Source organism: Methanomicrobium sp. W14 (assembly GCF_017875315.1).
Taxonomy (GTDB): domain Archaea; phylum Halobacteriota; class Methanomicrobia; order Methanomicrobiales; family Methanomicrobiaceae; genus Methanomicrobium.
In genome coordinates this window covers 14271-36046 of record NZ_JAGGMM010000004.1, presented here as the reverse complement: position 1 = coordinate 36046, position 21776 = coordinate 14271, and the positions used below count along the sequence as shown (strand labels likewise).

Here is a 21776-nt window from a genome sequence, read left to right as displayed (position 1 = left end):
GGCGGATTGCCTGCGAACCCGGGGTCATCAAAAGAGAACAAAGACCTTGTGAAATACCATAAAATACAGAACCGCTGAAATTCGGATCCAATGAAAATGAGGACATATCCTGTCAAACAGGCCAGAATAAAAGATTTAGAGTTATTTATTACTTCATGCTTAAAAAGCGCGGAAAATCCCCGGGGAATTGACTCCCGTGACTAAACTATATATATCATTTTCAGTTCTCAAATTCGAATTTCAGACAACTACAAATGAAGCAGTTGTCCTTGCAAGAACCTTTGCCTCATCACCTTTGACATAACAGAAGCCTTCGGCAAAGATTATTTTTCTTCCCTTGCGTGAAACAACGGCTTTTGCGCAGATTTCCCCTTCACGGACACCTTTGTAAAAATTTGTGGTCTGAGAGACCGTTGCAATACCTTTTCCTTCCTCAAGAACAGTAAAGATGGCAAGAGCCATGGATTCGTCTATTAAGGACACATATATTCCCCCCTGAAGCCAGCCCACGCCATTTAACATATCAGGACGGACATGCATCTTAAGGACTGCCGAACCGTCCCCGAAACTCTCGGGATCAATTCCCATAAGACCAAAATACGGGTTTGCAGCTCTTCCTTTTCTGGATAATTCTTCAGGATACGTCATTATGCTTATTATTTTTTAACCCACGCAGATAAATATACAGTTGTTTAAGGCGGTTTATAATTTCATCTCCCAAAAACTGCCACCTGCCGGCATTATCAAATAAGTTTATCGTCCCACAAATGCCGGTTTGACTTTTGGTTTACAAAATGTGAAACACAGCCCATGTCGAACTGTTCATATTTAAAACAGCAAGTGTTATCTGGTGGTCTCTGCCATATGTCCTTTTATGAGTACGGAAAATGATGATATCGCCGATATGCTGCGCGATCTTCTATGGCTGAACTCGGTTATAGCAACTGAACTTATACAGACAACAGAGAACACCTCGCAGATTTTAAGAAACGGAAACATCCCGGACACGTGCAGGGATGAGCACAGGAAACTGAGAGAAGTTGCGATGAATATTGCAGACAGGTACAAACCCGGCACAGAACTGAGAAAGCACCTGGAAAACCACCAGTAAATATTTGCAAATAATTATTGCGAATACAAATCCAAATATTTAGAGTCAAATTTAAATTATGGTCATTGAGGGAAAATATGATAAAAGTTCTGGTTGTTATAGCACCAAAAAGATACCGTGAAGAGGAGTATGAAGAGACCGCAAAAGCCCTTGACAGGGCCGGAATAAAATACGACGTTGCCTCCACAATAAAAGGAACATGCGAAGGCATGATGGGCGGGACACAGGAGTCATCTCTTCTGATATCGGATGCAAAAGAGGAAAACTACGACGGGATAGTCATAATAGGCGGCCTTGGTGCAAGCGACTTTTTATGGAAGGAAGAGCCTCTTGTTGAGCTTGTAAAGCAATTTGACGAAAAAAAGAAGGTTGTTGCGGCCATATGCCTTGCTCCGGTAGTCCTTGCACGTGCCGGAATTTTGAAGGGAAAACAGGCAACGGTATTTGAGACGCCTGCATCAAGGGAACTCCTGAGACAGGGCGGCGCAAACTTCGTAAAAGTGCACGTAGTATCGGATATGAACATTATAACGGCAGATCACCCCATATCCGCATCAGAATTTGCAGAAGCAGTCCTGGATAAACTTGGCTGCTGAAGACAATTTTTCAGGATATTTACGTTTAAATGGATACAGTCAGGGACGAAGAGTGCACACTGATAGTGCCTGCATACAACGAGGAAAAAAGAATACAGAGATTTCTCTCCGATATTCTTCCGTATAAAGGACCTGTTGTCTTCATATGCGACGGATGCGACAAAACAGCCGGAATAGTGCAGTCTTTTGCAAAAGAAAATGAATGCAGAAATATTTTGGTCATGGTATTCGAAGAGAGACTAGGGAAAGGGGGAGGAATTTTAGAGGGCATAAAAGTGTGCAAAACAAAATATGCCGGTTTTGTCGATGCAGACGGATCAACGCCTCTGTACGAGGTCCAAAAGCTTTTTTCAGGCCTTGCCGGATATGACTGCACAATTGGTTCAAGATGGCTTGCCGGAGCAAAAATCGAAAAAAAGCAGAGACTTACACGCCTTATCCAGAGCAGGATGTTCAATATTTTTGTAAGACTTTTCCTCGGCCTTTCCTTTCATGACACACAGTGCGGCGCAAAAACGTTCCGGAAAAAGGCGCTCGATGAAATTCTCCCGAAAATTCAGTCCACAGGGTTTGAATTTGACGCCGAGGTGCTTTATCTCCTGGTAAAAAACGGCTTCAGCGTAAAAGAGGTCCCGATTGAATGGAAGGACACCGACGAATCGCACGTGGGAAGCTCAGACGGACTTAAGATGTTTACGAATCTTTTGAAGATAAGATTTAGGTGCGGATGAAAGGAGAAGCGCTTTGCAATGGTAAAAAAGATATACATATATTCGATTATTCCGGACATGGCTGTTGACTCACAGTTTGTAATCGAAAATCCGTCCCTTAAGACCGGCAGGAAAGGTAAATTCATCTCGTGCACAATATCAGACAGAACAGGAAAACTCTCATGCAGAATATGGGGACCTTACGGGTGCGGCAGGGATGATATTGAGTCTGTCAGCAGAATAATTACGGAATATGAAGGACACATATTCAGGATATCCGGAAAAGCCGACAAATTCAACGATGAACTTACTGTAAATATAAATGACGGTCTCCGGTACCTTAGTGAACCTGTCGATGAAAAGAAGGTTACGACATCGGATTACATCTATTCCCCGGCTGACATCGACGGAAACAAAACAAAAATTTTTGAGCTTATTGATTCCATCAAAAATGACGGACTAAAAGAACTCGTTCATACTGTAATTAAAAAGTCAGACGGTTTTTTTGATAAGCCCGCCGCAAGGACAAAGCATCACGACTACAACGGGGGACTTGCCGAGCACTCACTTGAGGTCGCACAGATAGCCCTGTCATCCTGCAGCAGTATCTGCGGGGTCAGGCTTAACCGCGATATTACTCTTGCAGGAGCTATTCTGCACGATATCGGCAAATGCCAGTCTTTTAAGAGAAAAGGGCTTTACTTTGCATCCTTACCTGCATATTCCCTTATCGGTCACATTACACCTGCAATGCAGACCCTTTCAAGGTACACCTCGTTTGTGGATGACAACACCTACCAGGAGCTTCTGCACATTATACAGTCGCATCACGGCGAATACGGGGAGATAAGACCACAGACGCCTGAAGCATGGGCTGTTCATTTCGCCGACAATACGAGCGCAATGCTCCACGAAGTCTCCGAAGACCTGAAAACCGCCAAAAAAGGCGAAATTTTGTGGGGAAAAAGGTCTGAGGGAATGGTTTTCTGTACGGAATCCTGCGAAGAAGAACAACCGGATGAAGAGAGAAAATCCCCTGGAGCTGCAAAAAACCAGATGACCTTTACGGACTGCTTTGACTAAAAAGTCAGACTCTCCCGGTGATTAAAAGTGAGAAAAATGTTTCAACAGCGGATACAGGCAAAAAAATGGGCCATATTTCAGAGGGATTAAAGCTTGTACTGCCGGATGCAACAGGTATAATCAAAAGTCCGGTAAAAAAATTCAATGAACTTAAGAAGAGAAATGCAGCAGATGTCCTTTTGTATATTTTTGCAACGTCCGCAGTTTATGCAGTTCTCTATGGTCTTATGACACTGATTGGATACGACATTATCGATGCTTACGGATTTTTAAAGCCTTTTGGCACGTGGCGGATGATTTTCCTGATATATCTCATGTCTGTCGGAAGCATTTTTCTGAATTCAGCCATAATACACGTTTTTGTGATAATAGTTGAAGGAAAAAAAGGCCTTTTTGAATCCCTGAAGGTAGTTGCATATGCAAATACGCCTTCTTTTCTGTTCGGCTGGATTCCTGTCGCAGGTATACTGGCAAGTATTTGGGCACTTGTACTGGAGACGCTTGCAATAAGAGAACTTCACGAAATTTCAACTGGAAGGGCTGTAATTGCAATGATCCTTCCGTATATAATATCTGTGTGCATTTTCATATCCCTCTTCTTTATACCCGCACCTTATCCTATTATGAAATAGGACAGGACGGCAGAAACAAAAAAACCGGTTTTCTTATTTTTGCCGGAAGCCCCAATATTTGGATCATTTTATAATTGTTCAGGACAAAAAAACTTTTAGCATGGTGTCAGTTTCGGATTATATCAAACTCTCTGCGGATGAGGAGGTAATAAAGGAATACAGGGGATTTGACATGAAAAAACCGCAGAGAGCTACTCTAAACATGGCAGTTACGTCAAAACGCCTTATTATTTACGCTATGACAAAGACCGCATTAAAGATGAACAGGCCTTCACTTACCCAGGAGATGAAGACCGGGGATGTCCGCGGACTTGAAGTTTATGAAAAAAGCAGCTGCATGATATTGCCTGCCATTCTTGGAACATTGATATTCCTTGCAGGTCTGTACGGTTTATACAAGCCAACGGCGCCTTTTTTTTACGACTTATTCATCCAGCTTGGAAATCCCCTATACGGGGGTGCTGCTGTCACTCTGATTGGACTTATAATATTTATCATTTCATTTGCGGCAGGAGGGAAAGATGCTGTTATAATAATACGTGGAAAAAACGAAAACCAGAACTGCGGGGTTTTCAGTGATACAAAGACAGTCATAAAATGGGGAAGCGAAGCACAGAAAATGCTGTGTGAAATGGGCTCTGTTATTCTTGACATCCAGGAGAATGCAGAAATAATAAAAAACAAAATAGAAAACAAAGAGACCTACGAATACGAGACGGGCGAGGACTCCACCAAAAACAACGGTGAATATTCCGGGTTTCAGGACGATAAAGAAACGGAATACTCTGAATCAATGGATTTTCTGGATACCCCTGACTACAGCTCAAAAACCGATGAGCTGGAAGAAGAACAATCAAAAAGAGACGACTATCTCTTTTGATTTTGTTTAACATATTTTTAATAATTATTCCCTGTTTTTTATCCCGAAAGAGTCGTCTATTTCCGCCGCTGCCTCTTCAAGATCGTCAAGAATTCTCATGGTATCCTTTCTTATTTCCCTTACCATCGAGCGGAGACTGCTTCCGCGTATATATATTCTCTGCTTGTGCCTGTAAACAAGGCCGCAGCAGATAAGATTTCTTACATGGTGATTAACCCGGGGACCGGATACGTTCAAAATCTCAGCCAGCTCCTCAACAGGCAGGCCTCTTTTTTCCGGCATATTTTCAAGTAGGGATATGATGACTCTCATTGCGATATTTTCGAGGTCACGGCCCTTTCCGATACCCACACTGTCACAGAACCATTCAATATCCTCTTTTGAAGATTCAGGCGGCCTTTCGATCTGTTTAAGTGATATCTGTCTGTTCATAAAGACAACCCGCAATTTTTCTGTACAAGTATTTTTGGTGCGCTTTTCATATAAATTATTTCAAAGATATTCAAATGATTTCAACATTATAGATAATTTTTAAATATTTATCTGGACAACAGATGTAGTGTAAAATTTATATTGCAAAAATTAAGTTGGAATTGTAAAACTGTGAAGAACAAAACAGGGAGGTTAGAACAAAAATGACCATTACTCCCATAGGGGAAAGAGTTTTAATTAAACCGGAAAAGGCTGAAGAGCAGACAAAAAGCGGAATATACATTCCTGAAACCGCCCAGGAAAAAAAGAAAGAGGGGACAGTTATATCCGTCGGGACACGCGATGACGGGACAGTTCTTCCGATAAAACCCGGAGACCATGTGATATACGGCGGGTACAGCGCGGATAAATTTGAAAGGGATTCTGAAGACTATGTTTTTGTTCCGTTCAAGGACATTCTTGCAAAAATCGAGTGAGGTGAATAAAATATGGTATCATCCAAACAGCTTATGTTCAGTGAAGAGGCGAGAAAAGCTCTTCTCTGTGGTGTAAACAAACTTGCCGACACCGTGAAGGTAACTCTTGGTCCAAAAGGAAGATACGTCGTAATCGACAAGACTTCAAACCCTGTAATCACAAACGACGGTGTAACCATTGCAAAGGAAATCTCCCTTCATGACAAGTTTGAGAATATGGGAGCTAAACTTGTAAAGGAGGTTGCACAGAAGACGCAGGACAACACAGGCGACGGAACAACAACTGCAACGCTTCTTGCACAGTCGATTATAACAGAGGGACTTAAAAACATCACCTCCGGCGCAAACCCGATTGAGATCAAAAAAGGAATTGATGCAGCGGTAAACGCAGTCGTCGGGCATATAAAATCAATAAGTACTCCGGTAAACGACCGCGAGAAGATAATCTCGGTTGCGACAATCTCGGCAAACAACGACGAAACTGTCGGAAAACTCATAGCAGATGCAATGGACAAAGTCGGCTACAACGGTCTTATCAGCGTAGAGGATGCAAAAAGCCTTGAAACAAGCCTTGATGTCGTCAAGGGTATGCAGTTTGAGCGCGGCTACATTTCACCGTACATGGTGACAGACAAAGAAAAAATGGTCTGCGAATACGAAGATCCCTATATCCTTATAACCGACAAGAAGATATCGTCGATAAAGCAGATTGTCCCCGCACTTGAGTTTGTTGCTGATGAAGGAAAGCCGCTCATAATCATCGCTGACGACGTCGACGGCGAGGCACAGGCAGCTCTTATATTAAACCTCATCCGCGGATCGCTTAAAGTCTGCGCAGTAAAGGCCCCCGGGTACGGCGAGGAGAGAAAAGAGGTCCTCGAGGATATCGCGGTTCTTACAGGCGCAACAGTCATCTCTGAAGACAAGGGCCTGAAACTTGAAAACTTTACAAAAGACTACCTCGGCGGAGCGCACTCGGTCAAGGCGGACAGCGACAAGACCCTTATTGTCGGCGGAAAAGGAGGCAAGAGTGCAGTTGACGAGAGAAGCACACTTATCAGCTCACAGATAAACATCACAGACTCCAAATACAAGAAGGAAGAGCTCAAAAAGAGGTTAGGAAACCTCGGCGGTGGAGTTGCCGTAATAAAGGTGGGCGCTGCAACAGAAACCGAACTTAAGGAAAAGAAGATGAGAATCGACGACGCTCTCAACGCAACAAAAGCTGCAGTAGAGGAGGGATTTGTAGTCGGCGGAGGCATCACCCTGTTCCGTGCTACAGAGTCTCTTGACAAACTGAACTTTGAAGACGACAGGCAGATAGGCGTTGACATCATCAGAAGAGCGCTTGAAGAACCTTTGAGGCAGATAGCCTTCAATGCAGGTGTCGAGGGTGCAGAGGTTATTGCACGCATCAAAGCCGAGAAAAACAAATCATTCGGATATAACGCCAAGACCGGCAAATACGAGGACCTTACCGAAAGCGGAGTCATCGACCCTGCAAAGGTCGTCAGGACCGGCCTTCAGAACGCAGGTTCGGTTTCGGGACTTGTACTCTCAACCGAGGCAATCATTACCGACTTTGATGACGAAAAGGACGAAAAGTCAACTGCTATAATAATCTGATTTAAGAAACAATGAACTGATAAATGCCAGAATACTTTTTTGGCATCAAAAATTTTTTATTGATTCCGGATTTAAGAGAGATTCTTTGAATTAATACTTTTTGATTTTAAAATATTTGTTCGATTTTAGATATTTAGGAGTATAATTTCTATTTTCTTCGTATTTTAACCGAGTTTGCATGCGCATAAAGCCCTTCTGCTCCTGCAAGCGTCTCAACTATATCTCCAATGCCCTCAAGACCATCTTTTTCGATAATCTGCACAGTTGATGTCTTGCAGAAATGGCTTACATTGAGACCCGAATAAATTTTGGAATAACCTGCTGTCGGAAGGACATGGTTCGTGCCTGATGCATAGTCCCCGCAGGCAACAGGCGTATACGGCCCAACGAATATAGAACCGGCATTTTTGATGTGATTTAACACATAAAGAGAATCCGAAACCTGTACCGAAAGGTGCTCGGGTGCGATATCATTTATCACCGAAACCGCATCATCTATTGAATCCACAATGACAAAACCGGAGTTGGACAGGGCTTTTTCAATTATTTCCTTTCTTTCCGCCGATTTAAACTGCTTTTCAATCTCTGCACATACCTTTTCGGCTACTCTCCTCTGCGTTGTAACAAGGACGCACGCAGCGTTCGGGTCATGCTCAGCCTGCGCAAGAATATCAGCCGCGACATATTCAGGACTTGCAGACGAGTCCGCAATTATCCCTATCTCAGAAGGTCCTGCCGGAAAATCGATTTCGGCATTTTCACGAAGCATCATCTTTGCAGCTGTAACAAAGACGTTTCCAGGGCCTACAATTTTGTCCACCTTTTTTACCGACTCCGTCCCCAGAGCCATCGCGGCAACGGCCTGGGCACCACCGACGCGGTAAATCTCGGAGACTCCGGCTATATCAAACGCAACAATTGTAAGAGGGTTTACAGGAGGAGGCGTACATGCGCAGATTTCCGGTACTCCGGCAACCTTTGCCGGAACGGCCGTCATAAGTGCAGTCGAAGGATATGATGCACGTCCCCCGGGAATATAGCATCCGACCCTTTCAAGCGGTGTTGTCTTAACTCCGAGAGTAATTCCCGGCCATACTTCCCGTAGCCAGAGATCCTCTTTTTTCTGGAGTTCATGAAACCTGAATATTCGCGATTCGGCCTCCCTGAGGCACTCAACAAGTTTTGGATCGACGCTGTCATATGAAGCCTCAATTTCATCCTCTGTAACCATCAGGTTTTCAAGTTCAACATGGTCGAATTTCTTTGCATATTCATAAAGCGCTGCATCACCGTTTTTTCTGACGTTTTCAACGATTGAAGATACGCTGTCATATACTCCGAAAAGACTTTTCCGCCTGCAAAAAACCCAGTCTTTGACATCCAGCTCTTTTAACATAGATAAAATCTCTCCTAAACTTTTAGGGCCTGAACGGAATTTAAGTTTTGCAAAACAGAAAAACCGCTAAAGTGAATAACTTTTTTCCCAAAAAAAGGTCTCTGATTAATTGCGAATGTAAAAATAAATCGCCTGCCTACCGTGCATCAGGAATTGTCCGCCTGAACAGTCCCTCCGGAACACATACTTCAAAACAGGCACCTTTTCCGGCATTACCTGTCTCATGTATTTTTATTCCTGTGATTCCAAGAATTTCCTTTACTAAAAACAGGCCGTACCCTGTATTTGCTCCGAATCCCTGAAGAAATATTTTCTCTTTCATGCCAGGAGAAACACCGGTTCCGTTGTCTTCAAAGTACAATATTCCCTCTCCCGATTCTCTCTTAATAAATTTTACGTTAATTTTGTCTGCCTTTCCGTGCCTGACCGAATTTTCCAGCAGGTTATATATTACCTTTTCAAGCATCGGGTCTGCAAAGATCTCGATTTTATTCAGTTCAGGATCGCATTTAATCGAAATTTCAGTGAATATGCTGCTGTTTTTTGCACTTGAAAGCACTTTGTAAAGATTCTGCCATTCCGGCTTTTTGATGCCCAGACCCTGATAGACACCTGTAAAATCGATTTTTTCCTTTATTTCAAGACAGGAGTTATATATCCTGTCAATGAAGACCAAAGCCGCAGACCCTGCAGGAATTTCTCCAAGATTTTTAAGGATCTCCCAGTACCCGAAGATCATCGCCATCTGGTTTGTAATGTCATGTCTTGTAACTGACGAAAGAAGGTTGAGTTTTTTGTTTGTCTCCTCAAGAGCAATGCGCGCCAACTGGTATTCTGATATATCCCGGACTACGCCAAGAGCCCTCACAGGTTTTCCTGAGGAGTTTTCTTTCGATACACCGCCTGACACGTGAAGCCACATAAAACCCCGTTTCCCGGGATTTTTTGCCCTGAATACTGCCTTAAAGCTGTCTTTTTCTCCTTTAAGGCAGTTATCAACTGCATCTTCCAGATTTTGAAGGTCATCAGGATAAATCCTGTCCAGAACATCTTCCAGCATGGTTAGGGTGTGCAATTCTTCCGGTACAAAACCACAGAAAAGGGCTACCCTCCCGGATATTATATCCCATTCCCAGGTACACTCTCCTGCATATTTCAACGCAAGTTCAGCCCTGTTATTGTCTGCAGATAACATATGGTCATATAAATCTGTACCGCCCTCTACTGCTGAAAAAGACCTGTGGCTTAATGCAGTCTTAACCGCGTACTCGATTTCCCTGTTTCTCAAAGGCTTTAAAAGATAGCCGGAAGGGTTGACCTGCAAACTCTTTTCAAACTGAAAATCTCCTCCTTCTCCGGCTATAAATATGACAGAGGCACCGCAGATTTTCCTTATTTCATAAGCTGTTTCAATACCGTCCAAAACACCCTTTATATTAACGTCTATCAAAAGAAGATCAGGCAGTTTCATTTTTGCAGCTTCTATTGCATCTGATGAGCTGAAGACAACTCCTGCTATACTGTATCCTAAATTTAGAAGTGAAGTCTTTAAGCCCGACGCAGCCTGCTCTTCATCTTCCGCAACAAGTATGCCTGAACCTGATTCTAACATACCGACCTGCCCTGAAAAGTTCTATTTTTTATGCATACTGTACAGTATTCCATACAGATTCATTTTTTAATTTATAAGTTCAACAATCATATACTCTTTGGGACTTTTATTAGATAATGAAATATTTTATTATTACCTCAACGGCAATAGACTAGTTAACTGAACTTGTTTAACAAGTGATATTATAAAAATATAAATCGTAAATTTTTACTATAGCTACTCACTACTGTATACTTATATGATTAAAAGATCTGGCTATGTTTTTTTGATCTCTCTGTTTGTTCTGGCAGTAATGTTCTGCGGATGTACATCACAGAGCAGTAGTAATACTACACCCGATACCGGTGCAACACAGACTGCAACTGTAACGCAGACGATAACGTCTTCATCGGACAATTCACTTCTGATCTACTGCGGAGCAGGTATGAAGAAACCTATGCAGGAGATAGGCGATGCTTTTGAGAAGGAGACCGGAATTCAGCTTAATTTCAATTACGCAGGGTGCGGGAATCTGCTTGCACAGATGGAGCTTACAAAGACAGGTGATGTCTTTATGCCAGGCGCATCAAAAGAGTTTAAAGCGGCAAACGAAAAAGGATTCATCGAAAATTCCACAATCCTTACATACCATATCCCGGCAATAGCAACGCCAAAAGGAAACCCGAAGAACATTAAATCTCTTGATGACCTCACAAATCCCGGAGTAAACATATCTATGGGAGACCCAAAGAGTATGGCTCTTGGGACTGTTGCTGAAAACATCTTCAACAAGAGCGGCATTCTTGACAAGGTCATGAAAAACGTGGTTGTCGAAAGGGCGACAGTAAACGAGATAGTAACGGATGTTACTCTCGGAAACGTCGACGCAGGTATTATATGGGCCGATCTTTACAACCCTGACAAAATGGACCTTATTGAGATACCGGTTGACCAGAACGTAATCGGAGTTATACCAATAGGAACACTTACGTTCTCCGAAAACCCCAAAGAAGCCCGTGAGTTCATAGAATATGTGGCATCGGATAAGGGAGGAATGCCGGTACTTAAGAAGTATGGATTTGTTCCATATCCAAATTCCACATATGAGCAATAAATCTTTTTTTCTTTAAGAGAAATCTAAAGGGACAGAATAATATTCTGATCTTTAATGAATAAGGCATTGAAGCCTTATTATCCCTTAAAAATTTAGGAACGGTAAAAATTATGGCATCTGAAGAAACAGTGCAGAAATGGAAAGGAAAAGAGATTATATATCACCCGATAGGAGTTATTCATTCAGAGCACACTGAACAGGAAAACACACCTATACAGGGCATATTCAATGAATCAGTCGGTGAGATAGAGCTTTACCCCGAATATACCCCCGGCCTCAAGGATATCGAAAAGTTCAGCCACCTCATTCTGCTTTACCACTTTGACAGGGCACAGGGGCTTAAACTTGTGCGTGAGCCGTTCCTTGACGGGGAAAACCCAAAAGGTATTTTTGCGATAAGACATTTCAACAGGCCTAACCCGATAGGATTTTCGATAGTAAACCTTCTTGAAGTCAACAAAAACCGCCTTAAAATCTCGGCTGTGGACATTCTCGATGGAACCCCGCTTCTTGACATAAAACCTTATGTATACAGGTTTGACAACAGGACCGAAGTCAAAAGCGGGTGGGTCGACGAAAAGCACATAGACGACATTGAGGAATGGAACGCGACGCCGAAGGGTTTGAGAGACAGGGAGAGAACAAAAATTGAGTGATATAAGGCATTCATGGCTAAAACGCGTCTCAATCGGAACAGGCATATTCCTGACCGCGTTTATCCTGATTGTCCTGATACTTATAGTAACATATCCGACTCCCGAAAACCTTTTTACAAGCATCATATCAGAGGAAATTCGCTTTGCAATAGGTCTTTCGCTTATTACGTCGGTTACATCAACGATATTCTGCATAATTCTTGCAGTGCCTACGGCATATGCGCTTGCAAGGTACAATTTCAGGGGCAGAAACATAATCAATACGGCTATTGACATGCCGCTTGCGCTTCCTCCGCTTGTCGCCGGTGTGGGACTGCTTCTTTTATTCGGGACGACATCTTTCGGAAAGGAGCTTACCGCCCTCGGAATTAAATTCATATTTACGCCTTATGGTATTATTATCGCACAGTTTTTTGTAAACCTGCCCTTTATGGTAAGAATTCTTCGGTCAGCCTTTTCATCGATAAGTCCACGCTATGAATATGTTGCAAGGACACTCGGGTGCAGCGAATTCAGTGCGTTTTGCAGGGTTACCCTTCCGATGGCAAAGGACGGTTTTATCGCCGGTACAGTAATCACATGGTCAAGGGCGATAGGAGAATTCGGTGCGGCACTGATGGTCGCGGGAGCGACAAGGATGAAAACAGAATCGCTTCCTGTTGCAGTATACCTGAACATGTCAACGGGAGACCTTGACATGGCAACATCAGCTGCTGCAATACTTATCCTGATTGCTGTCATCTCACTGTATGTGTTTGAAAAGTTCGGCGGAACAACCCAGATTTGAACAGGTTAGATATGCTTGAAGTAAAAAACATTTCAATAGAGCTTGGTGAATTCTCCCTGAAAAACGTCAGCATGCAGGTGAATGAAGGAGAGTACATGGTAGTCCTGGGGCCGACCGGTGCCGGAAAGACCATACTTCTTGAGACTATTGCAGGAATCTATATCCCAAGATGCGGCAGAATTTTCCTGAACGGAAAGGACATTACAACAGAAGACCCTAAGGACCGCAAAATCGCAATGGTTTACCAGGACTTCGTTCTTTTTCCCCATTTATCTGTATATGACAATATAGCGTTCGGGCTTAAAAACGCCAAAAAAAGTCCTGAAGATATCTCAAAAAAGGTGGACGATATCTCAGACCTTCTCGGTATTTCGCACCTCCTTAAAAGAAGCCCGGTAAACCTGAGCGGCGGGGAAAAGCAGAGGACAGCAATTGCAAGAGCTATTGTAATGGAACCCGAGGTGCTTCTTTTAGACGAACCACTAAGTGCACTCGACGGAAACACGCGGGAAAAGCTCAGAAAAGAGCTTAAAAAAATTCACCAGAGATACAACACAAAAATCATACATGTAACGCACAACTTCGAGGAGGTCTTCTCCCTTGCAGACCGCGTCAGTGTGATGAACAAAGGTGAGATTATCCAGACAGGAATTCCCGATGAAGTCTTTTCAAAGCCCAACTGCCGTTTTATCGCAGGGTTTGTCGGGGTCAAGAACATATTCAGGGGTGTTATATCATCCGGAAAAAACAGTTCCATCATAACTGTTGACGGCCTTAATATCTCGTCTTACGAGACAGGACTTTCAGGTGAAATTTATGCATCCGTAAGGCCGGAAGACATAATGATCTCAAAAGCTCCTCTTGAAACGCCTGCAAGAAACTCGTTTCGGGGGACGGTCGAGTCGATAACCAACAACGGAACGATGGTGCAGGTAAGGGTCGATGTCGGCATTTCTTTTCAGACGGTCCTTACCAGGAGAGGTTTTTACGATATAGAAATAAAAGAGGGCGACAGTGTTTACCTCACATTCAAGGCAGCCGCAGTGCATGTTTTCAGCTGAAAAAAAATCATATTCATTACTTTTAAAAAATTTTTTCCCTTCGCAGATTTCCCTTTTTATACAGTAAGTTTTTTTATAAAAAAACACCATACTCTTCTGAAAAGGGGGGGGCATTTACGATAGATATAATTATAGGTATCGGAGTTGTAATCATCTTTTTTGTCCTTGGATGTGTATCCGGCTATTTTGCGATGAATTTCTATTTCAAAAAAAGATTTCTTGCCGCAGCCGAAAAATGCATGAACGACGGCTCATTTGAGCCGTTTATTGTTGAGATTGAGGATATATCATGACAGGACGGGATAGAAATGGCTGATGCATCCGGAATTGCACTTCTTGCAATAGTTACATTATGCTTTGGATTTCTGGCGGGATTTCAGGCGGCTCATATAAGGTACTCAAAAAAACTTGCAGAATTTGTGATAAGGTGCATTCATTCCGGGACTATCGCACCGATTCTTGTGGAGCTTGAAAAAGAGAAACATGGGTGATTTAAAGAACCGCTTTTAAAAGAAAAAATAACTTTAAAGACAGTTACATTCATTCAGCTCCAAAAGGTTTTCAGGCTTATCCTTCATACTAAACAAATTTAGAGAATAAGACCAAATATTACTGCAATGAAAGTCACAGTCCTTGCAAGCGGAAGCAAGGGTAACTGCACATATATAGAAGGCGAAAGTGGTGCGCTTCTTATTGATGCAGGTTTAAGTGCAAAGGAGACATTAAGAAGGCTCAGCCTTGCAGGAGGAAAAGAGGAACTTATAAAGGGAATTCTGGTTACACACGAGCACTCTGATCATATAAAGGGCCTTGACGTTCTTGCAAGAAAACTTGACGTGCCTGTTATGGGAACACAGGGAACGCTATGGGAATTTGAGGACAAAAGGAAGTCTGACAGGTATATAGAGATGCAGGTATGCAGGCCGAAAGAAAGCTTTGAAAAGGATGATTTCAGCATAACGCCTTTTTCAACCTATCATGACGCATGCGACCCGTGCGGGTTCTGCATATCGGAAAACGGGTCAAAACTCGGGTTTTGTACCGATACCGGACATATCACCGGGAAAATGGCAGAATATCTCTGCTGCTGCAGTGCTGTTGTACTTGAAAGCAACCACTGCCCGGTCATGCTTGAAAACGGACCGTATCCAAGGTTTCTGAAAGAGAGAATAAGGGACGTCAACAGGGGTCACCTCTCAAACGACGCCGCTTCGGAGTTTATCAGCAAAAACTGCTGTGATATCGGAAGGTTTGTTCTGGCACACCTAAGCGAGGAGAACAATACCCCAAAAAAAGCCCTTGACTCGGCAAAAAGCGCTCTCGGACTGCACTCATCTGATACCGTAATCGATGTATCGCTCCAGTACGAGGTCTGCAGGACCTTTGAAATATAATATTTTCCCCGGGGTAATGGTTAATATGCTGTTTAATGAATTCTCTGAAATCTGCGAAGAAATAGAAAACACGTCCGGAAGGCTTGATTCAATAGAGATAGTTTCTGAATGTCTCGGGGAGCTTTCAAAAGAAGAACTGCCGGTTTTTGTACGATTTCTGATGGGAAGAATCTTTCCGGATTACAGTCCTGAAAAAACAGGAATCGGACCCAACCTGGTCTACGAGGCTGTCGCATACGTTGCAGGAAAAAACAAAAATTCCGTTATAAAAAAGATCAACACAGGCGGGGATGCCGGAAGGGCGATAGAAAACATTCTTTCGAAAAAGGAGCAGACTTCTTTTTTTACCCAGTCTCTTGACCTCCTGGAAGTATACAATGATTTTCTCTACATCTCCGAAGTAGGCGGAAACAGGTCACAGAAAGAGAAGCTGAAAGTATTAAGGCGTCTTTTTGCAAACGCAAAACCAAAGGAGGCCAGGTATATCTCCAGGCTGATGCTCGGCGAATTAAGGATAGGTATAGGTGAAGGCAATGTCAGGGACGCGGTTGCAAAGGCGTTTTCAGTCTCACCGGATTCGGTCGAGCATGCATACCAGGCCTCAAACGACCTCGGAGAAGTTGCAATCATTGCAAAAAAAGGTGAGTCAGCGCTTGCAGAGGTGAAAATCGAGCTTTTCAGGCCTGTAAAAATGATGCTTGCAAAACAGGGCTCCATTTCAGAAATAGTTGAAGAGGAAGGCAGTGTTGCGGCTGAATTCAAATACGACGGAACAAGGTTTCAGTTCCATAAAAAAGGCGGAGAATGCAGGATCTATTCAAGAAAACTTGAGGACGTAACAGAAGCCATACCCGATGTTGCAAAGATGCTTCTTTCATCTACACAAGAAAACGTTATCCTTGACGGTGAGGTTATAGCAGTTGATAACGGACGACCGCTTCCTTTCCAGTATGTACTTAGAAGGTTCAGGAGAAAACACGATATTGCAGGGCATATGGAAAGCCTGAAGCTTGTCCCTAATGTTTTTGACATTATATATATAAACGGTGAGACTTTGATAGACACTCCTTTCTCCAAAAGAAGGGAAATCCTTGATACAAACGTGAAAGATTTTGTCGCACCCCAGATAGTTTCAGGAGATACGGATTACATCGAATCATTCTACCGTTCCGCACTTGACAACGGGCACGAAGGAATAATGGTTAAATCGCTCTCCGCACATTACACGCCGGGAATCAGGGGAAAGGACTGGATAAAGATAAAGCCTGCCGTAGATACGATAGACCTTGCCGTAACCGGAGCGGAATGGGGAGAAGGAAAAAGGGCACACATGTTCGGGTCTTTTCTTCTTGCGTGCAGAGATGAAAGAGGCGGGTTAATCCCGGTATCAAAGGTTGCGACAGGAATATCTGATGATATGCTAGCTGAACTGTACTCTCTTCTGAAGGAGTCGGTGATATCCGAGTCAGGAAATTCCGTCAGGTTCGAACCTGAACTGGTCTTTGAGGTTGGATACTCTGAAATCCAGAAAAGCCCCAACTATGATGCCGGCTATGCGCTGCGTTTCCCGAGATTTATCAGGCTCAGAGACGACAAGGCAATTGATGAGATTGAAACCCTTGCATCAATAGAAGAGCGTTTTTCTGTACAGTCTGCAAAAAAATAACGTTAAATATCAACATTTTAATTCAGGCGGAAATGACCCCACTGCCCCTTTCACATTTTGGGTAACATTTATAAACCTTGTTTTTACGTAAAAAGGGTTTTCCCCTGAATTTTGAAGAGGCAGTTATCAACATATATATATTAATAGCCGACCATTTCTAAAATGGTGGTTATATTATGGCTATAAAAAAAAGTCTGGTCCTGCTTACAACTGCGTTTCTGGTTTGTCTCTTCGCGTTTCAGCCTGCATCCGCAGTTTTGCAGGAAATAAACGGCATGGGAACAATTGTTTCAGTCAACCAGGACGAAAATACTATCGCAATTGATTCCGAGTATCAGTTTGTAACTTCATACTCAGGCTCAATGCCAATAAGCGAATGGATAGCATCAACAATCATAGGAAACGTAACAGGGACAGTACCTGATGATGCGGCTTTTGAAACATTCAGCGTCGGCGACCCCGTAAGGTTTATAGTCCTCGGCGGGGACGGCGGGACATACCTCGGTATTGCAAAGATTACGAATATCTCGGCCGATGCTGTTGTTACTGACATTATAGGAGACCCGGACAGGACAGTATTCAGGCCCCTTGAAGGAGGTTATATGCTTAAAACGATGTCAGTTCCAAACTGCGATGAATGCTCCGGAACGACATGCACAGCCTCATCGGCTTCGGTTACTATTATAAAATCCAGTGAAAACATAACGCAGACAAGTCTTCTTCCGGGTGACATATACATATATAATACACACAACCCTGACGAATATGACATTTCCGTTGAATTCGTAAAGGGTGAAGGATTATCAAGCACCTGCCAGACTGCAACATTCCAGCAGATATCAGGGCCCCAGACAGTATCCGTATATGTTATTCACATCACTAAGGGCATCTCTGATGAGACCACTGTCCCGACTGAAAGCACTACGCCTTCAGCGACGCAGTCCCCGGGTTTCGGCATCTTCACAGTTTTTGGTGCGATGACCACATTTGCAGTATTTATTGCAAAAAGGCACTAAATTCAGTTTATTTTTTCAGAAGTCAAAAAGTGTTTTCTGGGTCTTTAATTCGTTCAGAAGCTTTCCGCTATTAATCCACCTGGTGTTCCCGATAAGTTTTGTTATATACACCGAGCCTTCTTCTACGCTTTCGCATATATAAGGCGGATTTTTCATTGCAAGACGTGCAGCCTCCCTTATTACCCATGTACCTAGAGGAGCCCAGTAATCCCCTGTCACTCTTCTTACGACAACAACCGATGCAGACCTCCTGATGCCTGAAAGGTATTCAAGTACAGCAAGCCTTGCCGAATAATAGGCACCTGCTATGGGAGAATAGCCGCTTTTGTTCTTCAGCGTTTCTCCGTCGGTTGACACTACCTCTGAGTCTCCGGCCCAGAGGCTGTTCTTCTCCCAGATTTCAGTCATCTCATACTTCCAGCCTCCAGGTACAAGCATGCAGATTATCTGGTTTGCATGAAGTGCTCCTGAAAAGACCATGATATCCGATAACGGCGGATACTTTGACACCTCTTTTTTCAGCATCTTTGATATCGTGTCGTCTACTGCGGTTATGCTCCACTTCGTTGGGACATACTTTCTGTTTTTTCCCGCTCCCATGAGTCCTGCCGAAAGGACGTTCTGTATATGGTGCACGTCTATTCCGTTTCCGTAAAGAGAGAATATACCTTCTGATGCATTCAGGTCGGTATCGGAAGTTACCCTGTCGACAATTCCAGGAACACTTGGGTTGTCGAGGACATCCATCTTTTTTATGTCGCCCGAAAGGCCGACCGGCGCAAGGGTACCGTCAAACTGAAGGCTGAAGTTGACAGGTTTTTTAAACGACACTTCCACGTCCACAGGCTTTTGAGATAAGGCAACCTCCTGGATGCTGTCGTTTGTCCTGCCAAGACTTTTTGAGCCGCGTATAGTCTTTGACCTCAGGGATACGATTTTATCTATGGAATAATTTTTTAAAACCCATGACTCGGGGTTGTCGGACTCTCCAGTCATCAGCGGACCACCTGAGATCTGGGGATAATTGTAACTTCCCACAAAGACAGAGGGGCTTTCGCCCATATAGCTGTCAAATGGTTTTGTATCGGCTTTTGCATAAAAACGGCTCATTACAGGGCACCTTGAAAGACCGCAGAACCCGCGGCCCTTGCACATAACACACATCCCGGCTCTGCCCATATCATGCACCTCTAAAATTTTACCTGAAGATATTAACTAAAAAATAATAAAAGACCATAACTACGGTCTTACATAGTTATGATGTGGTCACCGTTTCCGGAATCAATCTTTGCCCTGGCGGTATTCCACCCCGCCTGCGGCCCGGTGAGCGTTATCTCCACGGTGTTCGTGAAGCTGTTGCTTTGCGGACTTAAAAATGTCCACTCGTTCCTTCCTGATGAATTAATGGTTATTTTAACGGTGCAGTCGGGGTCAGCGTCGTATTTTGCATATACATACGTCTCATATTCAGTATTTCCCTGTTCATCCGTAAGATCCATGACAGGCCTTAAAATTTCGGAATTTTCCGCAGGATTTAGGGTGTCTATCAAAGTCTTTGACTCAGCAATGTTTCCAAAATGCGACTCCTTAAGCGTATCCGCAGATACTTTCAGCGCCAAAGCATCCTTTGCACCTAAAAGTTCGGATTTTATGCCGTTTCCAAAACCATAACCTTCAGCTTTGATGTTCTCGCCTGTGGTCGACCTTTCCATGTATGCAGGAAGAGGCAGAAAAAATGTGACACCGGATATTTCCGAGGAGGCGTCTATACTGACATCATAGCTGTATGTACTTTCAGGAGTGATTCCAAGCGCCGTAAAACCCCCGGGATAAAAAAATCCCGCAATAAACATCAGCGCAGCGACGCATACTATAAGTCCGCCCGTTAAAAGAACAAGCATTTTGGAAGTGCTCAGCATTTATAACACCATCTATGTCCTATTAAATCAGCCAGATTATAAAGCCTTTCATTAATTACTATACAAAAACAAAACAGGAAAAAATCTTTTTTTTTCCATTTTTGCCGGAGATATTTAAACCGTTCAGGACATACTCTCTATCAGTTTCAGTGCATTTACCCGGCCGTCTTCTTCATTGAAAAGCTGCTTCATATCCGGGGGTTTCAGCGCGAGAGCCTCGTCTATTGCACCGCTGAGCCGCTTTTTTGTGACCCTGTCACCAGGGATCATAACTCCTGCACCGATTTCCTCGATTTTGCGTCCGTTGTTCCACTGCTCCGGGTGATACGGGTCTATTATCATAACACAGGGTTTATTGAAAAGAAGAGACTCGTGAAGTGATGTAAGCCCGCCGTGCATTATAGTAAGCCTTGATGAGGCCATGTGCTGGAGAATGTCGGGAACGAAACCGTAAGGCTTAAAATTACGGCTCTCTTCCGGAAGGCCCGGAGTTGTCGAAAATACCTCGAAAGTCTGGTAAGGTCTTTCCTCCGAAATTTCCTTCAGCATTTCATACAGTGGAACCTTAAACGGCTCTCCGCCGAAGCTTGCAAATATTGTGTCAGACCTTGAATCATACCCTTCGGGGTCGATATCCATTATCGGGCCGATATAGTGGTATTTGCTCTTGTCTTCATTATTTATGTCAAGGTTATATGCACTTACAGTATTGGGCGGGGAGAAGTCGGGTATCATTACGCTGTCGGGAATCTCAAGATACCTTTCCACCACATTGCTGAGTATGTGCCAGTGCCGGGAATTCTGGTCAGCTGCGGATGCAAACCTGTTCTGGTTGGTTATAAAAAACGAGGGAATGCCCTGAAGCTTCGCCGCCGATACTGCTGCATACATTGTATCAGATATAAGCAGGTCTATCGAGTTCTCCACTATCAGATTTCTTACATGCTTCAGGGATTTTGCAAGCGACACCATGAGACCTTTCGACGACCATAAGGTCTTTGAAAGACTGAAATATCCGCAGTCTCCTTCAAGAGTCACTTCACGGCAGGTCTGCGTGACCGGGAATGCGCCCTGTTTTTTTATAAAATCATACGCCTTTCCGTATGACGCAAAGAAGCAGGTATGCCCGAATCTTTCCAGATAACGTGCCAGTTTGGTTGAACGGGACGCGTGACCAAGCCCTTCACCGCAGACTACAAATAGTATTCTCATCCGGAAAACCTCAACAGAACTGACAGACACTATATATATGATATAATATTTTCATTTTCCCGTCCGGCAGTCTGAGTGTATAGTTTTGAGCCTTTTCAGACATTAGTCTTTTTAGAAAAATACACTTTCAACCGGATAGTTTTAATGCCATAAATACTGCACCACGCGTTGCCTGACCGGCAAAAAATAACTGCGGTTAACTGCGGTTAACTGCAGCAACTGCTAACAGTCAATACTAAAAATCCGTATTATGAAAACTGATTTTTTGGCTGAACTGAAAAAAATCCCCCCCTTTTTCATTTGTTCATTATAGCAGCAGCTTTTTCACCTGTGAAGAATTTTGTTAACTCCTTTCAACTTCGTTTAAACCATCTTTCAAATAAACCGTCCTTTTATATTAATGTCCGGGAAACATTAT

Annotated in this window: 23 protein-coding genes; 16 read left to right on the top strand and 7 right to left on the bottom strand. The window is 43.4% G+C overall.

Going from position 1 to position 21776, the window contains the following annotated elements:
• Positions 1–240: 240 nt before the first annotated feature.
• Entirely contained in the window at positions 241–648 is a 408-nt protein-coding gene (locus tag J2128_RS12380; RefSeq protein WP_209691771.1) for a PaaI family thioesterase, read from the bottom strand.
• 226 nt (positions 649–874) lie between these two features.
• Here J2128_RS12380 and J2128_RS12375 point away from each other — a divergent pair, with 226 nt between their 5' ends.
• The 6 genes from J2128_RS12375 to J2128_RS12350 all read left to right on the top strand — a co-directional run bounded on the left by J2128_RS12375 (position 875) and on the right by J2128_RS12350 (position 5012).
• A complete protein-coding gene (locus J2128_RS12375; protein ID WP_209691770.1) occupies positions 875–1111 on the top strand; it encodes a hypothetical protein in 237 nt (78 codons plus the stop codon).
• Positions 1112–1188: 77 nt separating this feature from the next.
• A complete protein-coding gene (locus tag J2128_RS12370; RefSeq protein ID WP_245323794.1) occupies positions 1189–1707 on the top strand; it encodes a DJ-1/PfpI family protein in 519 nt (172 codons plus the stop codon).
• A gap of 29 nt (positions 1708–1736) precedes the next feature.
• Positions 1737–2438, top strand: a complete 702-nt coding sequence (locus J2128_RS12365; protein WP_209691769.1) for a glycosyltransferase — start codon at positions 1737–1739, stop codon at positions 2436–2438.
• Between the two features lie 18 nt (positions 2439–2456).
• Positions 2457–3500, top strand: coding sequence for an HD domain-containing protein (locus J2128_RS12360; RefSeq protein ID WP_209691768.1), 1044 nt, complete (start codon positions 2457–2459; stop codon positions 3498–3500).
• 17 nt (positions 3501–3517) lie between these two features.
• Positions 3518–4132, top strand: coding sequence for a Yip1 family protein (locus J2128_RS12355; protein WP_209691767.1), 615 nt, complete (start codon positions 3518–3520; stop codon positions 4130–4132).
• 100 nt (positions 4133–4232) lie between these two features.
• Positions 4233–5012 (top strand): hypothetical protein, encoded by a 780-nt coding sequence (locus tag J2128_RS12350; RefSeq protein ID WP_209691766.1) that lies wholly within the window; start codon positions 4233–4235, stop codon positions 5010–5012.
• A gap of 24 nt (positions 5013–5036) precedes the next feature.
• On the opposite strand, the gene J2128_RS12345 is transcribed toward J2128_RS12350, so the two are convergent.
• A complete protein-coding gene (locus J2128_RS12345) occupies positions 5037–5444 on the bottom strand; it encodes a winged helix-turn-helix domain-containing protein (RefSeq protein ID WP_209691765.1) in 408 nt (135 codons plus the stop codon).
• A gap of 203 nt (positions 5445–5647) precedes the next feature.
• Here J2128_RS12345 and groES point away from each other — a divergent pair, with 203 nt between their 5' ends.
• Both groES and groL read left to right on the top strand, forming a co-directional pair.
• On the top strand, positions 5648–5920 hold the full coding sequence (gene groES / locus J2128_RS12340) for a co-chaperone GroES (protein ID WP_209691764.1): 273 nt from the start codon (positions 5648–5650) through the stop codon (positions 5918–5920).
• Between the two features lie 12 nt (positions 5921–5932).
• A complete protein-coding gene (gene groL, locus J2128_RS12335; RefSeq protein ID WP_209691763.1) occupies positions 5933–7546 on the top strand; it encodes a chaperonin GroEL in 1614 nt (537 codons plus the stop codon).
• Between the two features lie 148 nt (positions 7547–7694).
• Here groL and hisD read toward each other — a convergent pair whose 3' ends face one another.
• Together hisD and J2128_RS12325 are read right to left on the bottom strand one after the other, a co-directional pair.
• A complete protein-coding gene (hisD, locus tag J2128_RS12330) occupies positions 7695–8942 on the bottom strand; it encodes a histidinol dehydrogenase (RefSeq protein ID WP_209691762.1) in 1248 nt (415 codons plus the stop codon).
• A 136-nt stretch (positions 8943–9078) separates the two neighbouring features.
• Positions 9079–10554, bottom strand: a complete 1476-nt coding sequence (locus tag J2128_RS12325) for a response regulator (protein WP_209691761.1) — start codon at positions 10552–10554, stop codon at positions 9079–9081.
• A gap of 238 nt (positions 10555–10792) precedes the next feature.
• On the opposite strand from J2128_RS12325, the gene modA reads away from it, so the two are divergent.
• From modA to J2128_RS12285, 8 genes are all read left to right on the top strand, one after another.
• Complete coding sequence (gene modA / locus J2128_RS12320; protein WP_209691760.1) at positions 10793–11647, top strand: molybdate ABC transporter substrate-binding protein; 855 nt, start codon at positions 10793–10795, stop codon at positions 11645–11647.
• Positions 11648–11757: 110 nt separating this feature from the next.
• Entirely contained in the window at positions 11758–12303 is a 546-nt protein-coding gene (gene tsaA / locus J2128_RS12315; protein WP_209691759.1) for a tRNA (N6-threonylcarbamoyladenosine(37)-N6)-methyltransferase TrmO, read from the top strand.
• Positions 12296–13090, top strand: coding sequence for an ABC transporter permease (locus tag J2128_RS12310; protein WP_209691758.1), 795 nt, complete (start codon positions 12296–12298; stop codon positions 13088–13090). Before tsaA ends, J2128_RS12310 begins: the two co-directional genes overlap by 8 nt.
• 11 nt (positions 13091–13101) lie before the next feature.
• Positions 13102–14151, top strand: a complete 1050-nt coding sequence (wtpC, locus tag J2128_RS12305; protein WP_209691757.1) for a tungstate ABC transporter ATP-binding protein WtpC — start codon at positions 13102–13104, stop codon at positions 14149–14151.
• A 308-nt stretch (positions 14152–14459) separates the two neighbouring features.
• On the top strand, positions 14460–14642 hold the full coding sequence (locus J2128_RS12300; RefSeq protein ID WP_209691756.1) for a hypothetical protein: 183 nt from the start codon (positions 14460–14462) through the stop codon (positions 14640–14642).
• Between the two features lie 126 nt (positions 14643–14768).
• Entirely contained in the window at positions 14769–15545 is a 777-nt protein-coding gene (locus tag J2128_RS12295; RefSeq protein WP_209691755.1) for an MBL fold metallo-hydrolase, read from the top strand.
• Positions 15546–15570: 25 nt separating this feature from the next.
• Entirely contained in the window at positions 15571–17211 is a 1641-nt protein-coding gene (locus tag J2128_RS12290; RefSeq protein WP_209691754.1) for an ATP-dependent DNA ligase, read from the top strand.
• 176 nt (positions 17212–17387) lie between these two features.
• On the top strand, positions 17388–18227 hold the full coding sequence (locus J2128_RS12285; protein ID WP_209691753.1) for a hypothetical protein: 840 nt from the start codon (positions 17388–17390) through the stop codon (positions 18225–18227).
• 15 nt (positions 18228–18242) lie between these two features.
• On the opposite strand, the gene J2128_RS12280 is transcribed toward J2128_RS12285, so the two are convergent.
• The 3 genes from J2128_RS12280 to J2128_RS12270 all read right to left on the bottom strand — a co-directional run bounded on the left by J2128_RS12280 (position 18243) and on the right by J2128_RS12270 (position 21358).
• Positions 18243–19406 (bottom strand): hypothetical protein, encoded by a 1164-nt coding sequence (locus J2128_RS12280; protein WP_209691752.1) that lies wholly within the window; start codon positions 19404–19406, stop codon positions 18243–18245.
• Positions 19407–19474: 68 nt separating this feature from the next.
• The gene (locus J2128_RS12275) at positions 19475–20146 is read right to left on the bottom strand and encodes a hypothetical protein (RefSeq protein WP_209691751.1); all 672 of its coding nucleotides are present in this window, start codon (positions 20144–20146) and stop codon (positions 19475–19477) included.
• A 123-nt stretch (positions 20147–20269) separates the two neighbouring features.
• A complete protein-coding gene (locus J2128_RS12270; RefSeq protein WP_209691750.1) occupies positions 20270–21358 on the bottom strand; it encodes a glycosyltransferase in 1089 nt (362 codons plus the stop codon).
• Between the last annotated feature and the right edge of the window lie 418 nt (positions 21359–21776).

Bases quoted from the DNA above. Each gene is read 5' to 3' on its own strand.
- J2128_RS12380 (WP_209691771.1), bottom strand. From the start codon at position 648: ATGACGTATCCTGAAGAATTATCCAGAAAAGGAAGAGCTGCAAACCCG.
- J2128_RS12375 (WP_209691770.1), top strand. From the start codon at position 875: ATGAGTACGGAAAATGATGATATCGCCGATATGCTGCGCGATCTTCTA.
- J2128_RS12370 (WP_245323794.1), top strand. From the start codon at position 1,189: ATGATAAAAGTTCTGGTTGTTATAGCACCAAAAAGATACCGTGAAGAG.
- J2128_RS12365 (WP_209691769.1), top strand. From the start codon at position 1,737: ATGGATACAGTCAGGGACGAAGAGTGCACACTGATAGTGCCTGCATAC.
- J2128_RS12360 (WP_209691768.1), top strand. From the start codon at position 2,457: ATGGTAAAAAAGATATACATATATTCGATTATTCCGGACATGGCTGTT.
- J2128_RS12350 (WP_209691766.1), top strand. From the start codon at position 4,233: ATGGTGTCAGTTTCGGATTATATCAAACTCTCTGCGGATGAGGAGGTA.
- J2128_RS12345 (WP_209691765.1), bottom strand. From the start codon at position 5,444: ATGAACAGACAGATATCACTTAAACAGATCGAAAGGCCGCCTGAATCT.
- groES (WP_209691764.1), top strand. From the start codon at position 5,648: ATGACCATTACTCCCATAGGGGAAAGAGTTTTAATTAAACCGGAAAAG.
- groL (WP_209691763.1), top strand. From the start codon at position 5,933: ATGGTATCATCCAAACAGCTTATGTTCAGTGAAGAGGCGAGAAAAGCT.
- hisD (WP_209691762.1), bottom strand. From the start codon at position 8,942: ATGTTAAAAGAGCTGGATGTCAAAGACTGGGTTTTTTGCAGGCGGAAA.
- J2128_RS12325 (WP_209691761.1), bottom strand. From the start codon at position 10,554: ATGTTAGAATCAGGTTCAGGCATACTTGTTGCGGAAGATGAAGAGCAG.
- modA (WP_209691760.1), top strand. From the start codon at position 10,793: ATGATTAAAAGATCTGGCTATGTTTTTTTGATCTCTCTGTTTGTTCTG.
- tsaA (WP_209691759.1), top strand. From the start codon at position 11,758: ATGGCATCTGAAGAAACAGTGCAGAAATGGAAAGGAAAAGAGATTATA.
- wtpC (WP_209691757.1), top strand. From the start codon at position 13,102: ATGCTTGAAGTAAAAAACATTTCAATAGAGCTTGGTGAATTCTCCCTG.
- J2128_RS12300 (WP_209691756.1), top strand. From the start codon at position 14,460: ATGGCTGATGCATCCGGAATTGCACTTCTTGCAATAGTTACATTATGC.
- J2128_RS12295 (WP_209691755.1), top strand. From the start codon at position 14,769: ATGAAAGTCACAGTCCTTGCAAGCGGAAGCAAGGGTAACTGCACATAT.
- J2128_RS12290 (WP_209691754.1), top strand. From the start codon at position 15,571: ATGCTGTTTAATGAATTCTCTGAAATCTGCGAAGAAATAGAAAACACG.
- J2128_RS12285 (WP_209691753.1), top strand. From the start codon at position 17,388: ATGGCTATAAAAAAAAGTCTGGTCCTGCTTACAACTGCGTTTCTGGTT.
- J2128_RS12280 (WP_209691752.1), bottom strand. From the start codon at position 19,406: ATGGGCAGAGCCGGGATGTGTGTTATGTGCAAGGGCCGCGGGTTCTGC.
- J2128_RS12275 (WP_209691751.1), bottom strand. From the start codon at position 20,146: ATGCTGAGCACTTCCAAAATGCTTGTTCTTTTAACGGGCGGACTTATA.
- J2128_RS12270 (WP_209691750.1), bottom strand. From the start codon at position 21,358: ATGAGAATACTATTTGTAGTCTGCGGTGAAGGGCTTGGTCACGCGTCC.